General features: G+C 32.4%; 22 protein-coding genes, 6 tRNA genes, 1 riboswitch and 1 other annotated feature. Of the genes, 5 read left to right on the forward strand and 23 right to left on the reverse strand.

The window, feature by feature from the left end:
• Positions 1-22: 22 nt before the first annotated feature.
• The gene (locus FD06_RS05315) at positions 23-337 is read left to right on the forward strand and encodes a hypothetical protein (protein WP_056966582.1); all 315 of its coding nucleotides are present in this window, start codon (positions 23-25) and stop codon (positions 335-337) included.
• A gap of 42 nt (positions 338-379) precedes the next feature.
• Here the strand turns inward: FD06_RS05315 and purD are convergent, their stop codons facing one another.
• The 12 genes from purD to FD06_RS05375 all read right to left on the reverse strand — a co-directional run bounded on the left by purD (position 380) and on the right by FD06_RS05375 (position 13,712).
• On the reverse strand, positions 380-1,648 hold the full coding sequence (gene purD / locus FD06_RS05320; protein WP_056966585.1) for a phosphoribosylamine--glycine ligase: 1,269 nt from the start codon (positions 1,646-1,648) through the stop codon (positions 380-382).
• A gap of 18 nt (positions 1,649-1,666) precedes the next feature.
• Positions 1,667-3,196: a bifunctional phosphoribosylaminoimidazolecarboxamide formyltransferase/IMP cyclohydrolase gene (purH, locus tag FD06_RS05325; protein WP_056966586.1), complete on the reverse strand. Its 1,530-nt coding sequence runs from the start codon at positions 3,194-3,196 to the stop codon at positions 1,667-1,669.
• A 1-nt stretch (position 3,197) separates the two neighbouring features.
• Complete coding sequence (purN, locus tag FD06_RS05330) at positions 3,198-3,788, reverse strand: phosphoribosylglycinamide formyltransferase (RefSeq protein ID WP_056966588.1); 591 nt, start codon at positions 3,786-3,788, stop codon at positions 3,198-3,200.
• Positions 3,760-4,806, reverse strand: coding sequence for a phosphoribosylformylglycinamidine cyclo-ligase (gene purM / locus FD06_RS05335; protein ID WP_054658035.1), 1,047 nt, complete (start codon positions 4,804-4,806; stop codon positions 3,760-3,762). Before purM ends, purN begins: the two co-directional genes overlap by 29 nt.
• Positions 4,772-6,253: an amidophosphoribosyltransferase gene (gene purF, locus FD06_RS05340; RefSeq protein ID WP_056966591.1), complete on the reverse strand. Its 1,482-nt coding sequence runs from the start codon at positions 6,251-6,253 to the stop codon at positions 4,772-4,774. Before purF ends, purM begins: the two co-directional genes overlap by 35 nt.
• Positions 6,238-8,463, reverse strand: a complete 2,226-nt coding sequence (gene purL, locus FD06_RS05345) for a phosphoribosylformylglycinamidine synthase subunit PurL (protein ID WP_056966593.1) — start codon at positions 8,461-8,463, stop codon at positions 6,238-6,240. Before purL ends, purF begins: the two co-directional genes overlap by 16 nt.
• Positions 8,456-9,136 (reverse strand): phosphoribosylformylglycinamidine synthase subunit PurQ, encoded by a 681-nt coding sequence (gene purQ, locus FD06_RS05350; RefSeq protein ID WP_056966595.1) that lies wholly within the window; start codon positions 9,134-9,136, stop codon positions 8,456-8,458. The genes purL and purQ overlap by 8 nt, the downstream gene beginning before the upstream one ends.
• 2 nt (positions 9,137-9,138) lie before the next feature.
• Positions 9,139-9,393, reverse strand: a complete 255-nt coding sequence (gene purS / locus FD06_RS05355) for a phosphoribosylformylglycinamidine synthase subunit PurS (protein ID WP_056966597.1) — start codon at positions 9,391-9,393, stop codon at positions 9,139-9,141.
• Between the two features lie 30 nt (positions 9,394-9,423).
• On the reverse strand, positions 9,424-10,134 hold the full coding sequence (purC, locus tag FD06_RS05360; protein WP_056966599.1) for a phosphoribosylaminoimidazolesuccinocarboxamide synthase: 711 nt from the start codon (positions 10,132-10,134) through the stop codon (positions 9,424-9,426).
• 18 nt (positions 10,135-10,152) lie between these two features.
• Positions 10,153-11,274 carry a 5-(carboxyamino)imidazole ribonucleotide synthase gene (gene purK, locus FD06_RS05365; RefSeq protein WP_056966600.1) on the reverse strand — a complete coding sequence of 374 codons (1,122 nt, stop codon included), beginning with the start codon at positions 11,272-11,274 and terminating at the stop codon, positions 10,153-10,155.
• Positions 11,258-11,740, reverse strand: coding sequence for a 5-(carboxyamino)imidazole ribonucleotide mutase (gene purE / locus FD06_RS05370; RefSeq protein WP_054658033.1), 483 nt, complete (start codon positions 11,738-11,740; stop codon positions 11,258-11,260). The genes purK and purE overlap by 17 nt, the downstream gene beginning before the upstream one ends.
• A gap of 169 nt (positions 11,741-11,909) precedes the next feature.
• Positions 11,910-13,712, reverse strand: a complete 1,803-nt coding sequence (locus FD06_RS05375) for a S53 family peptidase (protein ID WP_054658031.1) — start codon at positions 13,710-13,712, stop codon at positions 11,910-11,912.
• 300 nt (positions 13,713-14,012) lie between these two features.
• Here FD06_RS05375 and mscL point away from each other — a divergent pair, with 300 nt between their 5' ends.
• Together mscL and FD06_RS05385 are read left to right on the forward strand one after the other, a co-directional pair.
• On the forward strand, positions 14,013-14,381 hold the full coding sequence (gene mscL / locus FD06_RS05380) for a large-conductance mechanosensitive channel protein MscL (RefSeq protein WP_054658029.1): 369 nt from the start codon (positions 14,013-14,015) through the stop codon (positions 14,379-14,381).
• Positions 14,382-14,484: 103 nt separating this feature from the next.
• Positions 14,485-15,117, forward strand: a complete 633-nt coding sequence (locus tag FD06_RS05385; protein WP_056966602.1) for a deoxynucleoside kinase — start codon at positions 14,485-14,487, stop codon at positions 15,115-15,117.
• Positions 15,118-15,156: 39 nt separating this feature from the next.
• On the opposite strand, the gene pepV is transcribed toward FD06_RS05385, so the two are convergent.
• Complete coding sequence (gene pepV, locus FD06_RS05390) at positions 15,157-16,569, reverse strand: dipeptidase PepV (RefSeq protein ID WP_056966604.1); 1,413 nt, start codon at positions 16,567-16,569, stop codon at positions 15,157-15,159.
• Between the two features lie 109 nt (positions 16,570-16,678).
• On the opposite strand from pepV, the gene FD06_RS05395 reads away from it, so the two are divergent.
• Complete coding sequence (locus tag FD06_RS05395) at positions 16,679-17,506, forward strand: NAD(P)H-hydrate dehydratase (RefSeq protein WP_056966606.1); 828 nt, start codon at positions 16,679-16,681, stop codon at positions 17,504-17,506.
• Positions 17,507-17,536: 30 nt separating this feature from the next.
• Here FD06_RS05395 and FD06_RS05400 read toward each other — a convergent pair whose 3' ends face one another.
• Positions 17,537-19,204 carry a putative polysaccharide biosynthesis protein gene (locus tag FD06_RS05400; RefSeq protein ID WP_054658027.1) on the reverse strand — a complete coding sequence of 556 codons (1,668 nt, stop codon included), beginning with the start codon at positions 19,202-19,204 and terminating at the stop codon, positions 17,537-17,539.
• A gap of 123 nt (positions 19,205-19,327) precedes the next feature.
• On the reverse strand, positions 19,328-21,745 hold the full coding sequence (gene leuS, locus FD06_RS05405) for a leucine--tRNA ligase (protein WP_056966608.1): 2,418 nt from the start codon (positions 21,743-21,745) through the stop codon (positions 19,328-19,330).
• 58 nt (positions 21,746-21,803) lie between these two features.
• Positions 21,804-22,010, reverse strand: a binding site (T-box leader).
• Positions 22,011-22,120: 110 nt separating this feature from the next.
• Between leuS and mnmM the strand changes: the two genes are divergently transcribed.
• Positions 22,121-22,702 carry a tRNA 5-(aminomethyl)-2-thiouridylate-methyltransferase MnmM gene (gene mnmM, locus FD06_RS05410; RefSeq protein WP_056966610.1) on the forward strand — a complete coding sequence of 194 codons (582 nt, stop codon included), beginning with the start codon at positions 22,121-22,123 and terminating at the stop codon, positions 22,700-22,702.
• Here mnmM and FD06_RS05415 read toward each other — a convergent pair.
• The 8 genes from FD06_RS05415 to FD06_RS05450 all read right to left on the reverse strand — a co-directional run bounded on the left by FD06_RS05415 (position 22,695) and on the right by FD06_RS05450 (position 26,110).
• Positions 22,695-24,167: an MDR family MFS transporter gene (locus tag FD06_RS05415; protein WP_056966612.1), complete on the reverse strand. Its 1,473-nt coding sequence runs from the start codon at positions 24,165-24,167 to the stop codon at positions 22,695-22,697. The genes mnmM and FD06_RS05415 overlap by 8 nt on opposite strands.
• Positions 24,168-24,227: 60 nt before the next feature.
• Positions 24,228-25,424, reverse strand: coding sequence for a methionine adenosyltransferase (gene metK, locus FD06_RS05420; RefSeq protein ID WP_056966614.1), 1,197 nt, complete (start codon positions 25,422-25,424; stop codon positions 24,228-24,230).
• Positions 25,422-25,503: riboswitch (SMK box riboswitch) on the reverse strand. Its footprint overlaps the gene before it by 3 nt.
• A gap of 80 nt (positions 25,504-25,583) precedes the next feature.
• Positions 25,584-25,668: transfer RNA gene (locus FD06_RS05425), tRNA-Leu, on the reverse strand.
• 23 nt (positions 25,669-25,691) lie between these two features.
• A tRNA-Cys gene (locus FD06_RS05430) sits at positions 25,692-25,762 on the reverse strand.
• A gap of 21 nt (positions 25,763-25,783) precedes the next feature.
• Positions 25,784-25,855, reverse strand: a tRNA-Gln gene (locus FD06_RS05435).
• An 8-nt stretch (positions 25,856-25,863) separates the two neighbouring features.
• Positions 25,864-25,936 (reverse strand) — tRNA-His (locus FD06_RS05440).
• A 14-nt stretch (positions 25,937-25,950) separates the two neighbouring features.
• Positions 25,951-26,021 (reverse strand) — tRNA-Trp (locus FD06_RS05445).
• Between the two features lie 3 nt (positions 26,022-26,024).
• Positions 26,025-26,110: transfer RNA gene (locus FD06_RS05450), tRNA-Tyr, on the reverse strand.
• Positions 26,111-26,171: the final 61 nt, after the last annotated feature.

Consider the following 26,171-nt stretch of genomic DNA (forward strand, 5'->3'; position numbering starts at 1 on the left):
AATATTTAAGGAGTTGTAAATAATGAATGAAAAAATGTTAGATATCGCGATTTACGTTTATAACACTTATACAGGTAGCGATTTAAAATACGCTACCAGCATTTTATCTAAAGACTACGAAGAAAGTCTAAAGACTTTAGATAAAGCGTACAATGAGGAAGTAAAAGAATTCAAAGATAGACTTCTAGAACCAGCTAGTTCTTCATCTGAAACTGTATCTATTAATTACAGTGCTGCATTTGAAGAAGCCGCTTTAAACAAAGTTAAAGAAGTACAACTTCAAAAACGTGCCAGACACGCAACTATCGCTAAAGATTTATTACAAAAAATGAGATAACAAATAAAGGGAGTAAGCAAATTGCTTACTCCCTTTATTTGATTAATTGTTAATATAGTCAATTCCTTTTTGTCCAATGTCATGACGGTAATAGTAATCATCTAAATTAATGCAACTCTGTAAATAATTATTAACCTTATTTTGAGCACCGGATAATGAAGCATCTTTTGATGTTACCATCATTATTCTGCCACCTGAACTCAAAACACTATTCTGTTTAGACAAAGCTGTTCCAGCATAACTAATTAATAAATCTGAATTTAAGTTAATCTTAGGTAGCTGTTTACCATCAATTGGGTTTGATGGATACCCTTTGGAAACAACCACTGATCCTAAATAATAATTACCATGTTGCCATTTCACATCAGTCAATTTGTTATCCAATAGGTTTAAAATCGTTGTGCCAAAATCAGAAACCAATTGTGGTAAAACTACTTGTGTTTCTGGGTCACCCATCCGTACATTGAATTCAATAACTTTAACTCCGGATTTAGTCATTATTAATCCAGCATACAAGAAGCCAACAAATTTTTTATTGTCTTTAGACATTTGATTTAAAACTGGTTTAACAACATTATCAATAGCTTGCTTTTTTAAACTTTCACTTACTTGTGGAACCGGACTATAAGCACCCATTCCACCAGTATTAGGGCCCTCATCGTTATTTAATAAGCGTTTATGATCTTGTGAAACCGGCATAGTTATAAAATTAGTGCCATTAGCCATGACAAACAATGAAAACTCTTCACCATCTAAATAATCTTCAACTAAAATAGCCGATTGATTTTTACTCTTGAGCAAAGATTTAGCAGCTTCATCAGCTTGAATTTGAGTTTTAGCTACAACTACACCCTTACCACTAGCTAAACCATTAGCTTTAATGACAATGGGCAAACTTTTTGAATTAATATAGTGAATAGCTTTTCTTGTATCGGTAAACTCTTGATACCCAGCAGTAGGAACGCCAGCTTTTTTCATAACATTTTTAGCAAATGATTTAGAGCTTTCTAATTTTGCAGCTGCTTTAGAGGGACCAAATATTTTCAAGTCTTTAGCTTTAAAATAATCAACAATTCCCAAAGATAAAGGCTTTTCTGGACCAACAATTGTACATTCCACATCGTTTTTTTGAACAAATGCAGCTAATGTAGGAAAATCAGTTTCATCTATATTAATAGTTTCAACGTTTTTAATTTCGTCCATCATTGGATTACCTGGTGCAACAAAAATATGTCTTTGACTATTCTTAGCTAAAGTTTCAGCCATGACATATTCACGACCACCAGATCCGACAACTAACCAATTGTTCATTATCAAAGTCTCCTAGTATTAGTGTTTAAAATGACGTTTTTTAGAAAATACCATTGCAATACCATACTTATCAGCCATTGCAATTGAATCCTTATCTCTGATACTGCCACCAGGTTCAACAATTGCTTTTATATTATGTTGAGCTGCATACTCTACACAATCGTCCATTGGGAAAAATGCATCTGAAGCCATAATTGCATTTTCGTAGCCCTGCTTAGTTTCTGCTTTTTCAATTGAAATTTTGGTAGAATCAATTCGATTCATTTGACCAGCACCAATTCCTAATGTCTGATCTGCAGTGGTTATAACAACAGCGTTACTTTTAACATGCTTAACAACAGTTTGACCAAATTCTAGCGCTTTTAATTGTTCTTCAGTGGGTTGAGCCTTAGTAACAACTTCGAAATCAGCTACACTTTCATGTGCTAAGTCGGGTTCTTGAATTAAAGTACCGCCTAGTACTGAGACTTCATCCTTGTGTTTAGGATCAATTTTATCAAAATCTAAAGTAATCAATCTAATATTTTTCTTTTTAGCCAAAACATCGTAAGCTTCGTCACTAAATGATGGTGCAATCACAATTTCTAAAAAGATTTCATGCATTTTTTCTGCCGTTTTAAGATCGACTTCACGATTTAAAACAATGATTCCGCCAAAAATAGAAATTGAATCAGCATTGTAAGCCTTAGTCCAGGCATCAAATAAATTGTCAGCAAGCCCAATCCCGCATGGATTCATATGTTTAAGTGCAACTACTGCTGGTTGCTTAAATTCAGCTACAATTCTCAAAGCAGCATCAGCATCACGAATATTATTGTATGATAATTGCTTTCCATGCAACTGTTTTGAATTAGCTAATGAATATTTTTCTGGAATTGAATCTCGATAATAGGCAGCTTTTTGATGGCTATTTTCACCATAACGCATATCTTCTACTTTTTCGTAAGTTAAGGTAAGTTTTTCCGGAAACTCTTCTTTAGTCATATATTTAGCGATTAAGGCATCATATGCTGCTGTATCTCTAAACACTTTTGCTGCCAAGTGACGTTTAAATTCTTCATCAATTTCATCAGACTCTAATTTTTGAATAACAAGTTCATAGTCACTAGGTTCAGTAATTACAATTACATCTTTGTAGTTCTTAGCAGCTGCTCTTAACATTGATGGGCCACCAATATCGATATTCTCAATTGCTTCAGCGTCTGTAACGTCGGGTTTTTGAATTGTTTGTTTGAATGGATATAGATTAACACAAACTAAATCAATTGGGTTGATATTATTTTCCGCTAATTGCTGCATATGTACCTTATTGTCACGTTTAGCCAAAATACCAGCATGAATTCTAGGATGTAAGGTTTTTACACGTCCATCTAGCATTTCTTTAAAATTAGTAATATTTTCAACCGCTTCAGCATCTACATTGTTTTCTTGTAGCTTTTTAAGAGTACCACCAGTTGAAATAATGCTAAATCCTTGTTTGATTAATTTTTGAGCAAATTCAACAATTCCACTTTTATCAGAAACACTAAGTAAGGCTAATTTTTTCAACTTAAATCTCTCCTCTGTTTATTAAATCAAGAATAGTTTTAGGATATAAAACATGTTCCACTTTATGAATTCTGCTTTCTAAATCTTCAATACTATCATCTTTAAATATTGGGACCTCATGTTGTGCAATAATTTGACCAGTATCAATTCCTGCATCAATAAAATGAACAGTAACCCCAGTCTTATCTACTCCAGCGTTATAGGCATCATCAATTCCATGCCTACCTGGAAAGTGAGGTAATAAGGCTGGATGTAAATTCAAAATTTTTTTAGGATAGGCGTCTAATAAAACTTTTCCCACAATACGCATATATCCAGCTAGTACAATAAAGTCAATTTTTTTATCAAATAACTTATCTAAAATGCATTGCTCAAAAGCTTCCTTATCACGAAACTCTTTAAAATTTAAACACATTACTTCAACACCATGTTGTTTCGCCCTTTGGACTACTTTAGCATTGCTATGATCACAAACAAGTAATGAAACATTTATAGGTAGTTTAGCGTTTATGATTGCTTCAAAATTAGTTCCATTTCCAGAAGCAAAAATTGCAACATTTTTTTTACGAAATTGTAACTGCGACGTCGTCATGTCTGCTTACCACCTCACCAATCTCTAGCATTTCATCACCAAGAAAATCCTTTACTTTGGCAATATTTTTAGGATTTACAGCTAGTATCATCCCAATTCCCATATTAAATACCGAATGCATTTCTTGATGATCAATTTTTCCGTATTTTTGTAGTAAATCAAAAATTGCTGGTCGTTTCCATGTGCTTTCATCAATATCCGCAGTTAAATCGCTAGGAATAATTCTAGATAAATTATCTAAAATTCCACCACCAGTGATATGTGCAGCAGCATTGATTAAATTATTTTCTAGTAACAGATTTAAAACGTTGTAGTAAATTCTTGTTGGTCGCATTACAGAATCTAAAATACTTTCACCTAATTCTTTGCGATATTCTTCAACATTTAAATCGTTATCTTTAATAATTTTTCTAACTAAAGAATAACCATTGGAGTGAATTCCACTAGAAGATAGTCCAATTAATATATCACCTTTTGAAACATTTTTAGCACCAAGCATTTTGTTCCTATCAACCATTCCTACTGCGAATCCTGATAAATCGTAATCATTTTTTTGGTACATGCCTGGCATTTCTGCCATTTCACCACCAATTAAAGAAAGATGGCCTTGCTTACAACCTTCTGCAATTCCATTAACTACTTCAGAAACAGCATCTGGTTTTAGCAAACCTGTACTTAAATAATCTAAAAAGAATAGTGGATGAGCGCCTTGGGCTAAAATGTCATTTAAACACATAGCTACTAAATCAATTCCGATGTGCTTATTTCGATTATATTTAATTGCTAGCATTAATTTTGTACCGACTCCATCAGTTCCAGATACTAAAACTGGATCTTGCATTCTTTTTACAAATGAGCCGATTGCATATTCTGCACCAAATCCACCAATACCAGATAAAACATTGTTATCTTGAGTAGATTTAACCATTGACTTAATATCGTTTACAGCTTTTTCTCCAGCTTTAATATCTACACCGGCAGCTTTATATTGATCGTTCAATATAATTATCCTCCTCATAAAGTCCTAGCTCTTCAGCACTTTTATCAAATTGTGCTTGATAATCATACAAAGGAGTAGGATATTTTCCATCAAAGTAGGATGTACACAACCCACTACCTTCACCGTGATCATTTTTTAAGTTAATTGCTTTTATTAAACTATCGACGCTTAAATATCCTAAGGAGTCAGCACCGATGATATCTTTAATTTCACTAACTGTATGATTAGCAGCAATCAACTCTTCAGTAGTTTGAATGTCAATTCCGTAGAAACAAGGAAATCTTAGAGCAGGTGAAGCAATTCTGACATGAACTTCTTTAGCTCCAGAACGTTTTAATAGTTGAACAATATATTTACTGGTAGTACCTCTAACTATTGAATCATCAACTAGTACTACTTTTTTGCCTTCAACCACTGATTTAACTACTGATAATTTCATTGAAACACCACGTTCGCGTTTCTTTTGTGTAGGTTCAATAAAAGTCCTAGCAACATACTGACTTTTAATCATTCCCATGTCATAAGGAATATTACTACCTTTAGCATATCCTAATGCAGCAGATAAAGAGGAGTTTGGCACCCCAATAACTACATCAGCATCAACTGGGTTTTCTTTAGCACATAAAGCCCCCATGCGCATACGAGCTTCATGTACAGAAACGTTATGAATCACTGAATCAGGCCTAGCAAAGTAAATATATTCCATTGAACAAATAGCTAGGTTTGTATCATTGGTAAAGAAGTCATTTGTAATACCATTATTGTTGATAATTACGACTTCACCGGGTTTAACATCTCTAATGTATCTAGCATTAACCTGGTCCAATGCGCACGTTTCGCTACAAACTACATAAGAACCATCTTCTCTTCTGCCTATTACGAGCGGTCTAAAACCATTAGGATCTAAAGCAGCAATTAATTCATCACCTGTTGATAAAACAAATGCAAAACCACCCTTAATTTGACGAAGTGCCTCCTTTAAGCGATCAATGAATTTGACTTGTTTACTCATCTTTATCAATTGACCTAAAATTTCGCTATCAGAATCAGAGTTAAAACTAGCTCCTTTACTTTGCAAAGTACGTTTCAAAGTATCAGCATTAGTTAAATTACCATTATGTGCTAATGAGAAGTCTGTAAAATCGTCTAGGTGAAAAGTAAATGGTTGAATGTTTTTAACACCATGGCTTCCCGCCGTAGCATATCTTACATGACCAATCCCAATATTACCTTTTAAATCATCAAAAACATAATTATCGGAAAAAACTTGTGAGACTAATCCCAGACCCCTATGACGATGAATGTGATGTTCATTATCCATAACCACAATTCCAGCACCTTCTTGGCCACGGTGTTGCAGGCTATGTAATCCATCGTGGATTAATCCAGCAGTCTCATTCTCATTAGAGCCCCAAATGCCAAATAAACCACATTCCTCATTTAAACTTTTTACTTCATTAGGCATTCTAAACTGTCCTCCCAAGCACTCTTCAAAATTGATAGTTTAACATTAACTTGGTTATCTAAAAGACTTAAATTAAAAGATTCATTGTCTGTTACTTTACCAATTAATGTTGCATTATCTTGCATTAATTTTTCGAAATCTTTTTGATTTTTTGGATTGATACTTACAACAAATCGACTTTGTGTTTCTGAAAATAATTGACTAGAAGTTATATTAATTTTGGCATCAACACCAAAATTATTCTTAAAACAACACTCTGATAGAGATACCCCAAGTCCGCCTTCACTCACATCATGCACACTATTAACTAAATTATTAATAATTGCTTGGTGAATTAAGTTTTGATTTTTATTTTCAATATCTAAATCAAAATGCTCTATCTTACCTTCAATTTTCTTACCTTCAATTTTTTTAGAAACTAATTTTTGTAGTTCAGACCCACTGTAATCATCATAGGTTTCACCGATTATATATATTAGGTCATTACTATCTTTAAATTCTTGAGTAGTTATATGTTGATTATCTTCGATTAAGCCAACCATCCCAATCATTGGTGTAGGATAAATAGCTTTATTATCAGTTTCGTTATAAAGTGATACATTTCCAGATATTACTGGAGTATCAAAAAGTTGACATGCTTTAGAAATACCTTGAACTGATTGATCTAATTCATAAAAACTTTCAGCGTTATCAGGATTTCCAAAGTTTAAACAATCAGTAATTCCAATTGGAACCGCCCCAGAAGCAACTATATTTCTAGCAGCTTCACTAATTGCAATTTGTCCGCCAATGTATGGATCTAGATAAATGTATCGAGCGTTACAATCCGTTGTCATCGCTAATGATTTATTAGTATGACGAATTCTTACAACGGCTGAATCACTACCCGGAGATACCACAGTATTAGCTTGAACTCTAGTGTCATACTGACGATATATACTATGCTTAGATGCAATTGTTGGTGAAGATAATAAATCAGTTAATGTTTTACTAGGGTTTTCAACTGCAATATTAGCTGAGTTATTTTTATCCAAACGAGCTGGCCTTTTACTTTCGTGATGATATCTAGGTACATCGTCAACTAAAGTTCTAGTTGGTATATCACAAACTGTATTATTATCTTGAGTTAACACATATCGACCATCATCACTAACGTTACCAATATTTACAGCATCTAAACCATATTTTTTAAATACGTCGATGACTTCTTGTTCTTTACCTTTCTTCACGCAAAGTAACATTCTTTCTTGTGATTCGGAAAGCATAATTTCATATGGAGTCATATTAGGTTCTCGTTGTGGAACTAAGTCTAAATTAATGTGGATACCACTGTTAGCTTTAGAAGCCATTTCGGCTGAAGACGAAACAATTCCGCAAGCTCCCATATCTTGAATTCCAACCAAGGCATCTGAATGTTGATTAATAATTTCTAAGCAGGCATCAACTAGTAATTTTTCCATAAAAGGATCACCTACTTGTACTGCCGAACGATCAGAATCTTCTTCATCACTAAACTGACTCGAAGCAAAAGTTGCCCCGTTAATACCATCTCGACCAGTTTTAGCTCCAACATAGATAATTGAATTACCACTGCCTTGAGCTAAACCAGACTCTAAATTATCCTGGTTCATCAATCCCACACACATAACGTTGACCAATGGATTTCCATCATAAGATGAATCAAAAGCAATTTCGCCACCAACGGTAGGAACTCCTATACAATTTCCATAGTGAGCAATTCCAGAAACAACTTTTTCTAGTAAATACTTATTTTTAGAATTAGTTAATTCACCAAATCTCAAACTATCTAAAGAAGCTATTGGTTTAGCACCCATTGAAAAAATATCTCTAATTATGCCACCAACACCGGTCGCAGCCCCTTCAAAGGGCTCAACAAAGCTAGGATGATTGTGACTCTCGGCTTTAAAGACCACAGCTTGATTATCACCAATATCCAACACCCCAGCACCTTCACCTGGTCCTTGTAAAACTCGGCTACCTTTGGTCCAAAATTCTTTCAAGACCTCTTTAGAATTCTTATATGAGCAATGTTCACTCCACATTCCAGAATATAAGCCAGTCTCAGTATAATTGGGTAAACGATGCAATAATTTTGTTGAAATTAAATTATATTCATAATCAGTTAATCCCCAATCTCGATAAACTTTTTTATCTTTGATTTCTTGTGGTGAAATTTCTGTATTACTCAACTTCTGTTCCTCCTCTAAAACTTTTTAAAATGGATTTAAAAAGTTGAACTCCATCTTCACTACCTAAAATTTTTTCTACCGCTCTTTCAGGATGTGGCATCATTCCCATGACGTTACCATTTTTGTTGGTAACTCCAGCAATATTTGCAACGCTGCCATTTGGATTGTTGTTGTAGGTAAAAACGATTTGCTTGTTTGCTTTTAAATCTTCAAGTTCATTTTCACTACAATAGTAATTACCTTCACCGTGAGCAATTGGAATCATAATATTTTGCTTTGTTTCATACTCACTAGTGAAAATGGTTTTATTATTTTCCACCGTCAAAGCTTCATATTCAGAAATAAATTGCATATCTCGATTATTTTGTAAAGCTCCAGGCAATAGTCCAATTTCAGTTAAAATTTGGAATCCATTACATACTCCTAAAACTGGTTTTCCAGCATTAGCAAAGTCAATTAGTGATGGCATAATTCTTGCAAATTTAGCAATAGCACCACTTCTTAAATAATCACCATAAGAAAAACCTCCGGGGATTAAAACAGCATCAAATCCATCTAAACTGTTTTCATTATATGAAACCATTTCTACAGGCTCTTTTAAAATATCTTTCACAGCATAATACATATCATAGTCACAATTAGATCCTGGAAAACTAATAACAGCAAATTTCACAACTAATCTCCTACCTTTTCAACTTCAAATCGGTATGTTTCCATATTAGGATTAGCTAACAAAGAATCACAAATAGAATCAGTAATTTTTTCAGCTTCTTCCTTAGAATCACAGTCCAATTTAGTTTCAAAATACTTTCCTTGAGATACTGAAGTTACTGAATCGTAATCTAAACGATGTAAAGCGTTTTTAATAGCTTCACCTTGCGGATCTAAAATAGATTTTTTATGTGTCACAAATATTTTTGCCAAATACATAGCCCTAAATCCCCCAAAAAGATAATTAATTTATTTTGCTTCAGTTTCTAGTCTGGATAAAACAGTTTTATATCCATCAACTAAATTACCTAAGTTTTTTCTAAAAACATCTTTGTCCAAAGATTTCTTAGTTGTTTTATCAACTAAACGACATGAATCAGGAGAAATTTCATCCCCTAGCACAATCTTTCCGTCACTATCAATTCCAAACTCTACTTTAAAGTCAACTAGCATAATATTTGCTTTAGAAAATAAGTCTTTTAGTAAATCATTAATTTTTAAAGCCATGTCATGCATAATTTTAATTTGTTCATCATTTACAATACTTAATGCTTTAATTTGGTCATTATTCATGAATGGATCATCCAACTCATCACTTTTCATAAAGAACTCTTGAACCGGATTAGCTAAAGGTGCTAAATATTCAGTATTAAACTTTCTTTGAAAACTACCAGAAGCAAAATTACGAACCACAACTTCCAAAGGAATCATTTTTAATTTCTTATCCAATTGTTCGTTTTCAGATAGTTTCTCTAAAAAGCAAGTTTCAACTCCATTTTTAGCAAGATATGTAAAAATCAAACTAGAAATACGATTATTTAATGAACCTTTTTCATTAATATCTTCTTCACGTTTACCATTTAATGCAGTTGTATGGTTAGTATAGTGAACTCTAATGACGTTTTCGTCTTCAGTTGTAAAAAGTTGTTTAGTTTTACCTTCAGCAATTAGTTTATTCATTTTGTTTATCTCCAATAACTATTTAAATTTTTCTACGGAATCTAATAAATTATTCAACGAATTTCCTACTACAGTTATATGACCCATTTTTCTTTTAGGTCTTATCTCAGCTTTACCATAATCATGAAAATGCCATTCTGGATGTGTAGGTAAATTACGTCTACCAACAGTTAGTTCATCGCCCAACATGTTAACCATAACTGAGGAATTCAATAACTTGATTGGAGGAATTTCCAATCCACAAATGCTTCGTATATGTGCTTCAAATTGTGAAATATTACATGCCTCAATACTAAAGTGTCCTGAGTTATGTGGTCTTGGCGCTAATTCATTAACTAATAATTCATCATTATCTAAAACAAAAAATTCAATACCTAAAACTCCATATAATTCCAAAGAACTTGCTACTTTTTTTGATATCACGCTAGCTTTTTGATGAATTTCATCATCTACTCGAGCTGGAATAATACTAGTATGCAAAATATGGTCTCTATGAATATTTTCACTCAATGGAAAAGTCAAAACATTATTACGAAAATCTCGTGTAACAATCATTGAAACTTCTTTAACAAAGGATTGCTTTTTTTCGTAAATCCATTCAGCTTTTCCTATACTCTTAGATACTACTGACAAAAGTGAATCTTCATTAATATCAATTTGACCATGTCCATCATAACCACCTTCAGTGGTCTTTAAAATTCCTGGTCTACCAATTTTTTCTACTGCTTCGTAGAGTTCTTTTTCATTAGTAACACGTGCATATTGTGTAACCGGAATTCCGTTAGAAGACAGGAACGACTTTTCTTTTAAACGATTACTGGTAATTACTAATTCATCTATTTTTTGTGGAACTGAAGTTATTTTTTCTACTTTTTCTAAATTATATTGGTCTACATTTTCGAATTCATAAGTTAATACGTCTGATTTTTCTGCAAGTTCTTGTAATGCTTTTTCGTCAGAATAATTAGCTACAATCTGAAAGTCAGAAACCTGACCAGCCGGTGAGTTAGGTGTTGGGTCTAAAATTCCTACTTTGTATCCCATGGACTTGGCAGACAATGCCATCATTTGTCCCAACTGGCCCCCACCAATAATTCCAATTGTTGAAGGCGGTAAAATTTGTTTATTCAAGTTGCTCATTGCTTCTAATTGCCTCCTCGGATTGATTCTTACGATAACTTACTAACCTTTGGTAAATGCTATCATCATTCATTCCTAACATTTGAGCAGCGAGTAAACCAGCGTTTTTAGCGCCTGAATTACCTACTGCCACTGTAGCAACAGGAACTCCAAATGGCATTTGAACTATAGATAGTAGAGAATCAACACCATGTAAAGATTTGGTAAATACTGGAACTCCAATTACCGGAACTAAAGTATTAGCGGCCAACATACCTGGTAAATGAGCAGCACCACCAGCCGCAGCAATTATAACTTGGTAATGTTCGTCTTTTGCGTTTTTGGCAAATTGTTGTAAATGCTCTGGCATTCTATGTGCTGAAATTATTTTTTTATCATAATTAATTTTTAAATCATCCAAAACACTTGCAGTTTGCTTAACTACAGGCCAATCTGAAATAGATCCCATCACTAAAGCAACTTTCATAAAACATATACCCCTTTCTCTCATTGACCATATATTATCAAACATATAATGACTAGTCAACAAAAAATACGAACTATTTAAAAGTTTTAGATTTAAATAGTTCGTATTTTAATAGAGAATTAAAAAATCCCATACAAATGTATGGAATTTTTTATAATTTAATTTTTAATTATTTAAGTTTGTTGTATAAAGAACTAAAATCAACAGTTCCTAAACCGGTTGATTGATTATATAATTTACCTGGTTGACCAGTGTAGTAAATATTGCTGTTCTCATTAGTTGAATCTAGAGCAGTGAAAGGTGACCCAGATTGATTAGCAACCTTATATATTTGTGGATTCCAAAATCCAATTCTTTTTCCTAATTTATTACTCATCAAAGCATTTACTCCAGCAATTTGAGGGGCTACAACACTGGTACCTCCACCAAGTTGCCATACTCCATCGTTATAAATTGAATATCCAGTTGATGGATCTCCGTTAGCTGAAATATCAGGAACATTTCTCCCTTTATTAGTACCACTAATGCGTTTAGATGATTTTAATTGATAAAGATATTTACCATCAGATTCCCATAATTTATTAGCAGAGTAACTACCAATACCAGTAACATTTTGATAGTTAGGTAAACCATTAAAGTCACTAAATCCACCACCAGTTCCAGCAAAATATGCTTTCATCCAAGTATATTGATTTTTAAACATACTACTATTTTTGTTAAAGTATGGATATAAATAATCATTGGACCATGCTCGCTCATTTTTTACGTTAAAAGTAGTACTTGGCAATGTAGTAGCACCTGTTGCAGTAACATATGGAGAAGATGATGGTGAATCTACAGATAAATTAGTGTATCCATTAGGTAACCCATCATATGCTCCATAATCACCAGAAGCAGCAAAAACACTAATACCTTGTGCAGCTGCTTGCTGTAATAGTATATTCAATATTTGGTTATATTTTTTACTAATTAGTCCAGCATTCATATCATGTTTTAAAGCAGATTCACTTTCACCCCAACTGATTGCAATACTTCCAGATTTATTAGCACTAATAGCGCTTGCTAAATTGGAAACCATCCCTTCAATAGATGGATTAGCTAAATACACGTTTATATTCGATTTAGGCGCGATTGCTCCCGCTTGTTGAACGTCCATAGTAGTTTCTAAAGTATCACTGTTATTGATACTTTTATTATCAGTATTATAAACATGAATTCGATTAGGATTTGTTTTTATACCCATGCTATCCCAATAGGTTTTGGCAGCACTTTTATTTAACCCAGCAAACGATATTATGTCAATAGATTGTCCTTGTCCTTTATTATCGTTACTGTACAATGGTTTTAAGTTATAACGATTAATAAATTTATCTGGGCCATTACTTTTATCACCACTAGAGTTAGAAGCAGCTTTAGAAGTAATTAAATTGCTTTTCAATTTAGTAGAACTATCAATACCAACGTAATCTACAATATTATTTTTAATATTCTTAGGAAATGTTAATTTATGATTTGGCTTTAAAACATATTCTCCATTAACACTTGCTTTAACTAGCTTGAATTTAAAAGCCTTTTGCAAATTATTAGCAGAACCGTTGATTTTCAATACTAAATTTCCGGGATAAAAATTAGATTTAATTTTGTATTTATTCAGATACTGTCTAAATTTATTAACTTTAGTTTTATTCAAACCATACTTATATGAAAATTGCTTAGGATTTAAATATTTATGATAGTAAGATGAATTAGGATTAGTCGTCTTATAAATATATTTATCAATATTTGATTTGGGTTTCATTATGATTGATAAATTAATATTACTTTTACTAGTATGCTTGTTACTAGCAATTTTAACTTTATTGTTTACTCTAATTTTCTTCTTTTTGGTTTTTGCATTTGCACTAACACTAAAAGAAGAAAATAATAAGATAACAGAAAAGTAGCTTAATAAAATTTTCTTTTTATTATACATATAAAGACTTCCTCACTTATGATTTTTAATTATCCAAAGCATCAGAATTACTTGAATAATAATTAATAAGATTAACCATGTTAACAATAAAATTATGAACGGTATTTTCAAAAAAGTAGTTCCCCAAAAAAGTAAGAAGATAACTACAAACAAAGCAAAAAGATAAAGTACTTTTTTCATCATGATTACACTCCATATTTAAATATAGAAAAACTATGTTTAAGGCTATGATAACACATTGGAAATTATTAATATGTTAGCATATAATTATATTGTTATTTAGGAAAGGAGGTAAGTACATTGTTCAAAGAATTTAAAAACTTTATTTCTAGAGGAAACGTAATCGACTTAGCAGTTGGGGTAATTATTGGTTCAGCATTTACTGCAATTGTAAAATCATTAACTGATGATTTAATCAACCCAATTATTGGCATTTTCTTAGGTAAAGTTGATTTGTCTAACTTAGTATTAAAAGTTGGCAGTGCTCAACTTAAATACGGATCCTTCATTAATTCAGTTATCAACTTCTTAATTATTGCGTTCGTGGTATTTATTTTAATTAAAATTATTAATAGTTTTGTTAAGAAGAAAGAAGAAGCTGCTCCTCAAGTTAATAAGTCAGAAGTTTTACTTGAAGAAATTAGAGATTTACTTAAAAACCAAAAATAGTAAAAGGTGCTGAATAGCACCTTTTTTATTTAAATTTATTTCATTCTATAATCATAAATATGATAAACTATTATTATTAATTTTTAACTACTGAGGAGATTTTATGGTGATAATAACAGCTGGAATGATTGGTGTAGGTAAAACCACCCTAACAGAAAAAATAGCTAAGCATTTGGGAACAAAAGCGTTTTACGAACCTGTTGGTGATAATCCAGTTTTACCTTTATACTACAAAAATCCAGATCAATACGGATTTTTGTTGCAGATTTATTTTTTAAATAAAAGGTTTGCAATGATTAAAAAAGCACTTGCTGATGATAATAACATTTTAGATCGATCAATATATGAAGATGCACTTTTCACCAAGCAAAACAACATTGAAGGCAATATTTCTGATACAGAATTCAAAATATATTTACAATTAATAGATAACATGATGAACGAATTAAAATCACTACCTAAAAAATCACCAGACTTAATGATATACTTGGAAACTGATTTTGAAACTATTCTCAAACGTATTAAAAAACGTGGTAGAGACTATGAACAATTTGAAGATGACCCTAAATTAAAAGAGTATTATTATCATATGTGGAAAGCCTATAAGGATTGGTACGAAGAATACGATAAAAGTCCTAAAATTAAAATAAATCTGCAAAAATACGATTTGATCGACTCAAAGAACGAAAAAATAATTTTGCATAAAATAGATGAAGAATTATCAAAAATTAAATAAAAAAGATACGATTAGTTAAATCGTATCTTTTTTATTTCGTTATTCACATGATAATCTGTAAATCGATTGTCCATAAATTGACATTGCTAAAATCAAATCATTAACTGGTTGAAATTCATCAGCTTGATGCATAGTATCTTCAGTCCATGGGAATAAGGCCCCAAAAGCTACTCCTCTGGTCATCATTCGTCCATATGTTCCGCCACCAACAACTTCTGGATCAGAATCATTACGACCAGTTTGTTCACGATAAACAGACATAAGCTTATCTACAATTGGATCAGAAGGATCCACATAATGCGGTTCCATATTAGATATATTCTCAACGTTTCCGTTAAGCTCCTTGGCATTTGAAACTAACTGTTCCTTAATATTTGAAACTGAAATTCCCTTAGGATATCTAAAATTAGTATTAATAAAACCGCCACTTTGAACATCAAAAGTCATAATTCCAACATTCATAGTTAATTCACCCATCACTTCATCACTATAATTTAAACCTAACTTGTGGGCTCTAGAATCATTATGCAAATATTGACTAATAAATTTAACAAAGTAACTAGCATTACCACTAAGTTCATAATTGTTTAAAAAGTCAGCTAAATAAGTTCCACCATTAACACCGTTTTTAGGTTCCATCCCATGAGCAGATTTACCAATTACATGTATATTTAAGCAATTATTATCTAATGAAATATCACCATCAATGTTATTTTCTGCTATGAATTTATCAAAACTCGATACAATACTGTTTGCATCTTTAAAACCACTTAAGGTAGCAAATGCATCTCTGGGAACCATGTTTTCTCTTAAACCAGAATTAAATTTATGCAGGATTAGTTTAGAAACATCATCGTTACTATCTTTATTAAATTTAATTGTAAAGCTAGTATTACCTTTTTCACCATTTATTAGTGGGAACTCTGCATCTGGAGAAAATCCAAAGTCAGGAGCAGGTTCAACATCAAAATAATGTTTCATTCCAGTCCATTCAGATTCTTCATCAGTTCCAATAATAAATCTAATTTTACAATTTGGTTCAATGTTATTATCTTTCAACATTTTAAGACCATAATAAGCAGCTAAACCAGGACCTTTATCATCAGAAGCTCCACGTCCATAAACTTTACCGTCTTTTATAGTCATGTTAAATGGATCTGTATGCCAACCTTCTCCGGCAGGCATAACATCAGCATGTGCTAGAATCGCTAGTGTTTTATCACCCTCACCATATTCAATGTAACCTACGATATTATCTAAATTTTTTACTTTAAATCCATCACGTTGACCAAATTCTAAGTATTTCTTTAAAGCCATTGCTGGTCCTTTACCTAGTGGGAATTCATCGGTACTATGTGCATCGTCACGTTCGCTATCAATAGCAATTAATGCCTTTAAATCTTCTAGATAGCTGTCTTTATATTTTTCAGATTCAATTTTCCAGTTTATCATTAAATCACCCTGTCTTTGAAAGTTTAATTAATATTTTAGCACACACTAATCATTCTTCATAACACAATAAAACCGTACCCAATGCTATACTTATCAAGGGTGATAAAATATGATTAATTTATCTGACAAGATTTTAGAAGAAACTATAATAAAACGTCCCAATAAAAGCTATAAAGGTACGTTTGGTAGAATAACGTTAATTGGCGGCAATAAGAATTTTGCTGGAGCTATAATTATGGCATCTTCAGCTGCTGTTTATGCTGGAGCTGGTTTAGTTACAACTATGACGGATAAAAATAATAAAACCGCTTTAAATGAAGCCTTACCTGAAGCCATGTATGCTGATTATAAAAAAATAACCGATAACAAAGCTTTAATTCAAAATGCAGACGTCATAGTAATTGGTCCTGGATTAGGAACTAACGAATCAAGCGAAAAAATTTTAAGAAATGTATTAAAACTTATTGGTAAAAATCAAAAATTAATAATTGACGGATCAGCCATTACACTAATTGCCAAAAGAAAAATTAAACTGCCCCAGGCTAAAATTATATTGACTCCACATCAAATGGAATGGCAAAGACTTTCTGGAATAAAAATAGACGAACAAAATTACACTGTAAATAAAAAGTGTCAAGAAAAATTAAATGCCATTGTTGTCCTCAAATCACACCGCACCGAAATATACACTAACGATAAGTGTTTTAAAAATACCGTAGGAACGCCTGCACAAGCTACCGGTGGCATGGGTGATACATTAGCTGGTATGATTGCTGGATTCATTGGTCAATTTAAGCAAACTGAACAAGCTGTTAGTGCTGCTATTTATATGCATAGTAAAATAGCTGAAGAGCTGTCTAAAAATCAATACGTAGTTTTACCACATCAAATTATTAATAACATTCCATACTATATGAAAAAATATCAAAAAAAATAAAGAAGCTTTTAGTAAAAGCTTCTTTATTTTTTATTTTATTCTTAAAATTCTTCTAAGAGAATCCATTTTATTACCTATAATATCATCAGCCAATCGATTTTTTAAGGAAAGCAAGATATATACATAACCACCTATAATTGCTGATAGCATAACTACAATAAAGCTACCAACACTACTATATTGATTCATAAATAAACCAACTAATTTATTTCCTAAATGAACAACGATTAAAGCTACCATGTAAGTTGCAATTGAGTAAACTAATATTCGATTGATCTTATCGGATATGAATTTATATTCAATTCCAAATTGACGGTCTAAAGATCTAACGATTAGATAGTTAGCAACTATAAATCCAAATGCTGAAGATAATAATGGTCCAAAAATACCAAAGAAAAATACAAATGGAAATTGAGTAAGTGCTTTAGCAATAGTACCAACTACAAAGAATTTAACAGCTCGTTTATTTTGCGATATACCCTGCATCATAGCAGCAATAACAGTAAATAAACCAAATGAAATCCCAATTATGGAAGAAAAAGCCAATACATTAGCTGATAAAGCGGCTTGACTAGTTCCATAAAATACTCTGTTTAGAGGACCTGCAACAGCGGCCATCCCTAATGATGCTGGTAACATAACGAACATAAATAAAACCAACCCATTTGATATTTGCTTTTTAATAGCTTCATTATCATTACGGGTATAAGCTTCCGATAATAATGGAACCACTGTTATGGCCATCGCTGATGCTAATGAAATAGTAATCATAATTAATTTATTAGCGTTTCCAGCAAAAATAGTATATAAAGCATTTAAATGTGCATCTGAGTAGTTGGTCGCCAGATGCATAATTTTAAAGAAGGTATACTGATCAATTAATTGAAAAATAGTAATCCCCGAAGCTAATACAATAAATGGAACAGCTTGTGAAATTATTTCCTTATATAATTGATTCGTATTTACCTTTACTTTGTTATTACTATTAGCAACTAGAGAATCATAATATTTTTTACGCTTAAAATAATATAATCCTAAAATGGCCAAACCTGCTAAAGCCCCAATGAACGCTGCAAAAGTCGATTGAGCAACTGCATCTATCCAACTGCCATGAAAAACTTTTAATATCAAAAATGCACTTAACAGCATATAAATAACTCTAATTAACTGTTCTGCAAATTGTGAAATGGCAGATGGTGCCATATCTTGATATCCTTGAAAATATCCTCTAGTTAAACTCATTGTTGGAATAACTAAAACAGCCCATGCTAGCGAATGCATTATCGGGATAACGTTCTCATTATGTCCATCTAAGAGTGGTGCACCAATATACAGTATCAAAGCACACACAATTCCAGTAACAACAGAAAGCAATAACCCTCTCTTGTAGAGCCTAATTCCAACTCCATATTCATTTAAAGCATTATAGTGAGCTACTTGCTTAGCTATCGCAGAAGGAATTCCGGCTATCGAAATTATTAAGAAGAGACTATAAACATTGTAACCTTGTACATATAAAGCATTAGCTTGTAAAAATAAAGCTTCACCAAACAATATACGCCAAGGAATAATATATAATGCTCCCAAAATTCTAGATAAAATACTACCAGCCGTCATCCATGCGGAGCCCTGTATCATTTTATCTTGACCTGATGTATCTATCAAATCATCGTTTTTATTCTTTTCATCAACCTGCATAATTTACTTCCTACCTTAAAATTAGTTCAACTTGTTTATTTTAATAAAAAAGTAATAACTAATCAATGCTGATTTGTTTTATATCAAAAAAGTAGTGATAAAAATTTATCACTACTAAAAAATCTAATTAGCAACAATGTTAACGATTTTATTTGGAACTACAATAACTTTTCTAATATTCTTACCGTCTACAAATTCTTTAACGTTCTCATTAGCCAAAGCTATGTTTTCTACATTTTGACGATCAGCATCACGTTCAGTTTGAATATGTGCACGAACCTTACCATTAACTTGCACAACGTATTCAACTTGCTCGTCAATTAGCTTAGAAGCATCAAATGTTGGCCAAGATGCATAAGATATAGAATCTTCATGGCCTAATTTTGACCAAAGTTCTTCACAAACATGAGGAGCAATTGGTGCAAGCATTTTAACAAAGCCTTCAACGTATTCAAGTGGCAAACTATCTTGTTTATAACATTCGTTAATGAATACCATCATTTGTGAAATAGCTACGTTAAAGTGCATTTTTTCAAAATCTTCACTAACAATTTTAACAGTTTGATTATAAATTTTATCTAAAGCACCCGTGTTAACAGTTGTAATACGGTCTCTTAAATGATTATTATCATCTACGAACAATCTCCAGACACGCTTAATCCAACGATTTGCACCATTTAAACCTTCAGTACTCCATGGCTTTGCTTCAGTTAATGGCCCCATAAACATTTCGTATAGTCTTAAAGTATCAGCACCATACTCTTGTACAATGTCATCAGGATTTATTACGTTTCCTTTGGACTTGGACATTTTTTCGTGGTTAGTACCCAAAATCATCCCTTGATTTACAAGTTTTTGGAAAGGTTCTTTGGTTGAAACTACTCCTAAATCATAAAGAACTTTATGCCAGAAACGAGCATATAGTAAATGAAGAACAGCATGTTCAGCTCCACCAACGTATAAATCAACTGGCATCCATTGTTTTAGTTTTTCAGGATCAGCAATCATTTTATCGTTATTTGGATCAATGTATCTCAAATAATACCATGAGCTTCCAGCCCATTGAGGCATTGTATTGGTTTCACGCTTACCTTTACGACCATTTTCATCTACAACATTTACCCAACTGTCAACGTTGGCCAATGGAGATTCTCCTGTACCCGATGGTTGAATGTTTTCTACACTAGGTAATCTTAGAGGTAATTCATCTTCAGGGACTAATGAAGTAGTTCCATCTTCCCAATGAATAACTGGAATTGGTTCACCCCAGTATCTTTGACGAGAGAAAATCCAGTCACGTAATTTATAGTTAACTTTTTTATCGCCGGCGTTATGCTCTTTTAACCAATCAATTGCTGCTGACTTAGCATCTTCTTTACCCATACCATCTAAGAAACCAGAGTTAATGTGTTTTCCATCACCTGTATATGCTTCTTTTGTGATGTCTCCACCTTCGATAACCGGCAGAATTGGTAAATCAAATTTTTTAGCAAAATCATAGTCACGTTGGTCGTGGGCTGGAACAGCCATAATAGCTCCTGTTCCGTAGCTAGCAAGTACGTAATCACCAACCCAAATAGGTAACTTTTCACCATTAATTGGGTTAATAGCATAGGCCCCTGTAAATACTCCAGATTTATTCTTATTTAAATCTGTACGCTCTAAATCTGATTTTTTAGAAACTTCTTTTTTGTATTCATCAACTACAGCTTTTTTATCGTCTGTAACAATTTTATTGACTAATTTATGTTCTGGAGCTAATACCAAGTATGATGCACCAAACAATGTATCAGGTCTAGTTGTGAATACTTCGATATTTTCTTCGTGACCATCAATCCCGAAAGATACACTAGCACCTTCTGAACGGCCTATCCAATTGCGTTGCATTTCTTTGATACTTTCTGGCCAGTCTACATCGTCTAAATCATCAATTAAACGGTCAGCATAAGCAGTTATTCTTAATACCCATTGTTTCATTGGAACACGATAAACTGGGTATCCACCTCGTTCAGTCTTACCATCGATAACTTCTTCATTCGATACAACTACACCACCCATAAAATCTGGTGCCCAGTTAACTTCTATTTCATCTTCATAAGCTAAACCTTTTTCGTATAGTTTTTCGAAAATCCACTGGGTCCACTTGTAGTATTTAGGGTCAGTAGTGTTTATTTCTCGATCCCAGTCATAAGATAGTCCTAGTGACTTAATTTGTTCTCTAAAATGGTCAATGTTTTTCTCAGTAAAACTACCTGGATGGTGTCCAGTTTTTAATGCATATTGTTCCGCAGGAAGTCCAAATGCATCCCATCCCATTGGATGCAAAACGTTCTTACCTTGCATACGTTTCATGCGAGCCATGATATCAGTAGCTGTATATCCTTCTGGATGGCCTACGTGAAGACCTTGTCCAGATGGGTAAGGAAACATATCTAATACATAATAATTGTCTTTATTAGCATCTTCACCGGTCTTAAAAGTTTTATTTTTATCCCAGTATTTTTGCCACTTTTTTTCTATATCTAAATGATCATAAGGCATTAGCAATTCCTCCTAATAATTTTTAAATAATAAAAAAAGCCCTATAAGAAAAAGCATCTTATAGGACGAATATTCCGCGGTACCACCTAATTTTTTTCAACAAGTTGAAAACCCTTAATATTTTAACGCGATAAACGTTTCCACTTACTAAATATTTTCGGCAGAAAAATTAAAACGATGAGTTCGTATTATACTAAACCTAAATTCTCAGCAACCATTTAGTTTCTGTATGAATAATATAATCTAATAGTTCGTTTATTTTTTATTATTTAAATTTAATTACGATAATTATAACAAACACATTTTTTTTAATCAAGAACATCATTAAAAATAAATGTTATAATTTAAATTAATTTATATAAAGGAAGTTTTAGCTTGAAATTACAACCATCATTATATTATAGTCACACATTAATTAATCAAACTGTAGTTACTGGAGATTATGTTATTGATGCAACTGCTGGTAATGGTAATGATACTAGTTATTTATCAAGTATAGTCGGAAGCAAAGGAAGAGTTTATAGTTTTGATATTCAATCGGCAGCAATAAATAATACTAAAAAATTACTATCAGAGCGAAAACAATTAGATAACGTAACTCTATACAATTGTGGACACGAAAATATTGGTAAATTGATTAAAGAAAAAATAACTTGTGCTATTTTTAATTTAGGCTACTTGCCTGGTCAAGACACTAACAAAAATATTATTACTCATTCCGATACTACCCTTAGAGCAATTAAAGCGTGCCTAAAATTATTAAAAAAGAATGGATTAGTAATAATAGTCTTATATTATGGACATCCAGGTGGTCAACAAGAAAAAAATGATGTTATTAATTTTGCTAGCAAGCTTAATCAAAAATTTTTTACAGTATTGAAATATCAATTTATTAACCAAATTAACGAACCACCTATTTTAATAGCTATTCAAAAAAAGAAAGATGAATTTATCTAATTTCATCTTTCTTTTTTATGTTAAATAAATTAATAAGCATTGAAAAAATTATTAAACTAAATAAGAACAAAAATACCCAATTTAATGAGTTAAATAATACACTTTTTAAATTATATAGTGATTTTAATGGTAAATCTTTAGCGTATTTAGGATTAATTAACCTATTAATCATCGCCAAAGATGTCTTAGGTGTATTTAAGATTTCAATCTTTAATTTAGTGTTCATAACAATGCCTAAAATAGAAATAATAAAAGTTTGTCCAAATATTCTGCAAAGTGTGTTAAAAGAAGTTGCAACTCCAATATCTTCTTTGCTAACTAATTTTTGTGAAACTAAAGTACTATTAGTAATAGTAATACCAAATCCGATTCCACAAATAGCAGAAATAACAAAGAAATATTCATAGTGGGCATTTATAGATAAATTAATTATCCAAAAAGATGCTATTAATATTAAGAACAAACCAATTAAGGTGCTATAAACAACATTTATTTTTTTTATAAGATATCCTGAAATAAAAGAACCTATAATCCAAAACAATGATGCTGGCGTTATAACTAATCCCGCCATGGAAGCTCCAAGCCCCATAATACCCTGCGTCCAGTCTGGTACATAAACTTCCAGCCCCATAATAAATCCACTTACCAATAAAGCAACTGCATTTTGTATGACAAATGTTCTATTTTGAAATAACTTTGTTGGAATAATAGGATTTATAAATACATTTTCTCTTCTAACAAAAAATATAAAAGTAATAATAGCTAAATTGATAAAAATAGACAATTCTATACCATCAAAATTTTTACTACTTAAAATTTTTACTACATAAATAATAGCAAATAAAAATAATGACAATAATAACATACCTAAATAGTCAAAATTATAATTTTTCACTTCAAATTTTTCATTAAAAAAGAAGTAAATAGCTATAATAGCTAAAATTCCTATTGGAATATTTATAAAGAAAATCCAATGCCAAGACAAACGATCAACCAAAATTCCGCCAAGTACTGGAGATATTATAGAGGCAATGCCCCAAATTGCACCATTTAACCCTAAAATTTTACCTCGCTTTTCGAATGGATATATATCGGCAATTATGGTATAAGAAACTGGCATAATAGCACCTGCTCCCAGTCCTTGAAACGCTCGCCAAAAGATTAAATTAACCATTGATTTGGATAATCCAGCAAATAATGAAGCTATTAAAAATATAGTTAAACCGAAAATGAAAATCTTTTTTCGACCAAATTGATCAGCAATTTTACCGTATATGGGAGTTGAAACAGCATTAGTTAATAGGAAAACTGAAAAAACCCAGTTCATTATTGATACACCGTGTAGATTACTAACTATTGTAGGCATAGCCGTTGAAACGATAGTTCCTTCTACAGCAGTCATAAATGTAGCTATCATCAAAGCAATAGTTGTTAATCTAATATTTCTTTTTGAATTATTGAACATAAACATCTCCTAAAAATAAAAAAGCGGATACATGAAATCATCACATAAACCGCATTTTAATTATTTATTGTTATTTACAAAATCTATTAAAGCATCTACTTTATCAGTATGTTCCCAAGGTAAATCTATATCAGTTCTACCAAAGTGTCCATAAGCAGCTGTCTGTTTATATATTGGGCGTTTTAAGTTTAACATATTTATAATTCCTGCTGGTCTAAGATCAAATATTGCTCTAATAGCCTTAATCAATTTTTCTTCGGATATTTTACCAGTATTAAAAGTATTTACAGATATAGAAACAGGTTGAGCAACTCCAATTGCATAAGCTATTTGAACTTCTACTTTACTTGCTAACTGTGCTGCTACAATATTTTTAGCAATGTATCTAGCAGCATAACTAGCAGATCGGTCTACCTTTGTAGCATCTTTACCAGAAAAAGCACCTCCACCATGATGAGCAGAACCACCATAAGTATCAACGATTATCTTTCTACCAGTTAAGCCAGCGTCTCCTTGTGGGCCACCAATTACAAAACGGCCTGTTGGATTAATAAAGTATTTAGTTTTTTCATCTAAAAATTTATCAGGAATAACTGCTTTTACTACTTTATCAATTACATCTTTTTTTATCTGTTCAAGTGATACATCTGGATCATGCTGGGTACTTAATACTACTGTATCAACTCTAATAGGCTTTTCATTATCATCATATTGTACTGTAACTTCTGCCTTTGCATCTGGTCTTAGATAACTAATTTCACCACTTTTTCTCAAGCTAGCTATTTTACGCATAAGTTTATGACTTAATGAAATAGGTAATGGCATAAGTTCAGGAGTTTCATCAACTGCGTATCCAAACATTAAACCTTGATCACCAGCACCAATTTTATTTAAAATATCTTCTTTAGATAGCCTATTTTCTAAAGAATCATCCACTCCTTGTGCAATATCTGGCGATTGTTCATCAATAGCAACAATAACTGCACAAGTATGTCCATCAAAACCGTACTTATCATTATCATATCCTATGTTAGTTATAGTATCTCTAACAATTTTTTGGATATTAACATAAGCCTTAGTAGTTATCTCACCAAATACCAAAACTAATCCTGTAGTTACCGAACACTCACAGGCTACTCTTGAATCAGGATCTTGCTTTAATAATTCATCTAGAATTGCGTCACTAATTTGATCAGCAATTTTATCTGGATGACCTTCTGAAACAGATTCAGAAGTAAATAAATGTCTTTCTCTCATTTTAAACTATTCCCCCTCTTTTTGGTTACAAGGCATCTTCACTAAGGTGAATCCTATCGGGAATACACTCATAACTTTATAATAATATCATAATTATAACTTTTTTTAAAGTACACAAAAAAAACCAATAACCATAAAAAAGTTATTGGTTTATAATTATACCGGAGGTGGGGTTCGAACCCACACGATCTCAACGATCACTGGATTTTGAGTCCAGCGCGTCTGCCAATTCCGCCACTCCGGCATTTTAAATTAAATGTAATATAAAGGCGGTAATCGGATTTGAACCGATGATAAAGGTTTTGCAGACCTCTGCCTTACCACTTGGCTATACCGCCATCAATTACGAATCCAACTAACTGGGTTAGCTGGATTCGAACCAGCGCATGATGGAGTCAAAGTCCATTGCCTTACCACTTGGCTATAACCCAATCAAAAGGGCGGTATGTGGGAATCGAACCCACGCGTGTCGGATCCACAAACCGATGTGTTAACCACTTCACCAATACCGCCATAGCATTATAAACAGGGATAGTAGGAGTTGAACCCACACCGACGGTTTTGGAGACCGTAGTTCTACCATTAAACTATATCCCTATATGGTGGAGGGGAGTGGATTCGAACCACCGAACCCGAAGGAGCGGATTTACAGTCCGCCGCGTTTAGCCAGACTTCGCTACCCCTCCATAAATGGCGCGGGACAGAATCGAACTGCCGACACACGGAGCTTCAATCCGTTGCTCTACC

Origin of the sequence: Apilactobacillus ozensis DSM 23829 = JCM 17196, from assembly GCF_001435995.1 — a bacterium.
Taxonomy (GTDB): Bacteria; Bacillota; Bacilli; order Lactobacillales; family Lactobacillaceae; genus Apilactobacillus; species Apilactobacillus ozensis.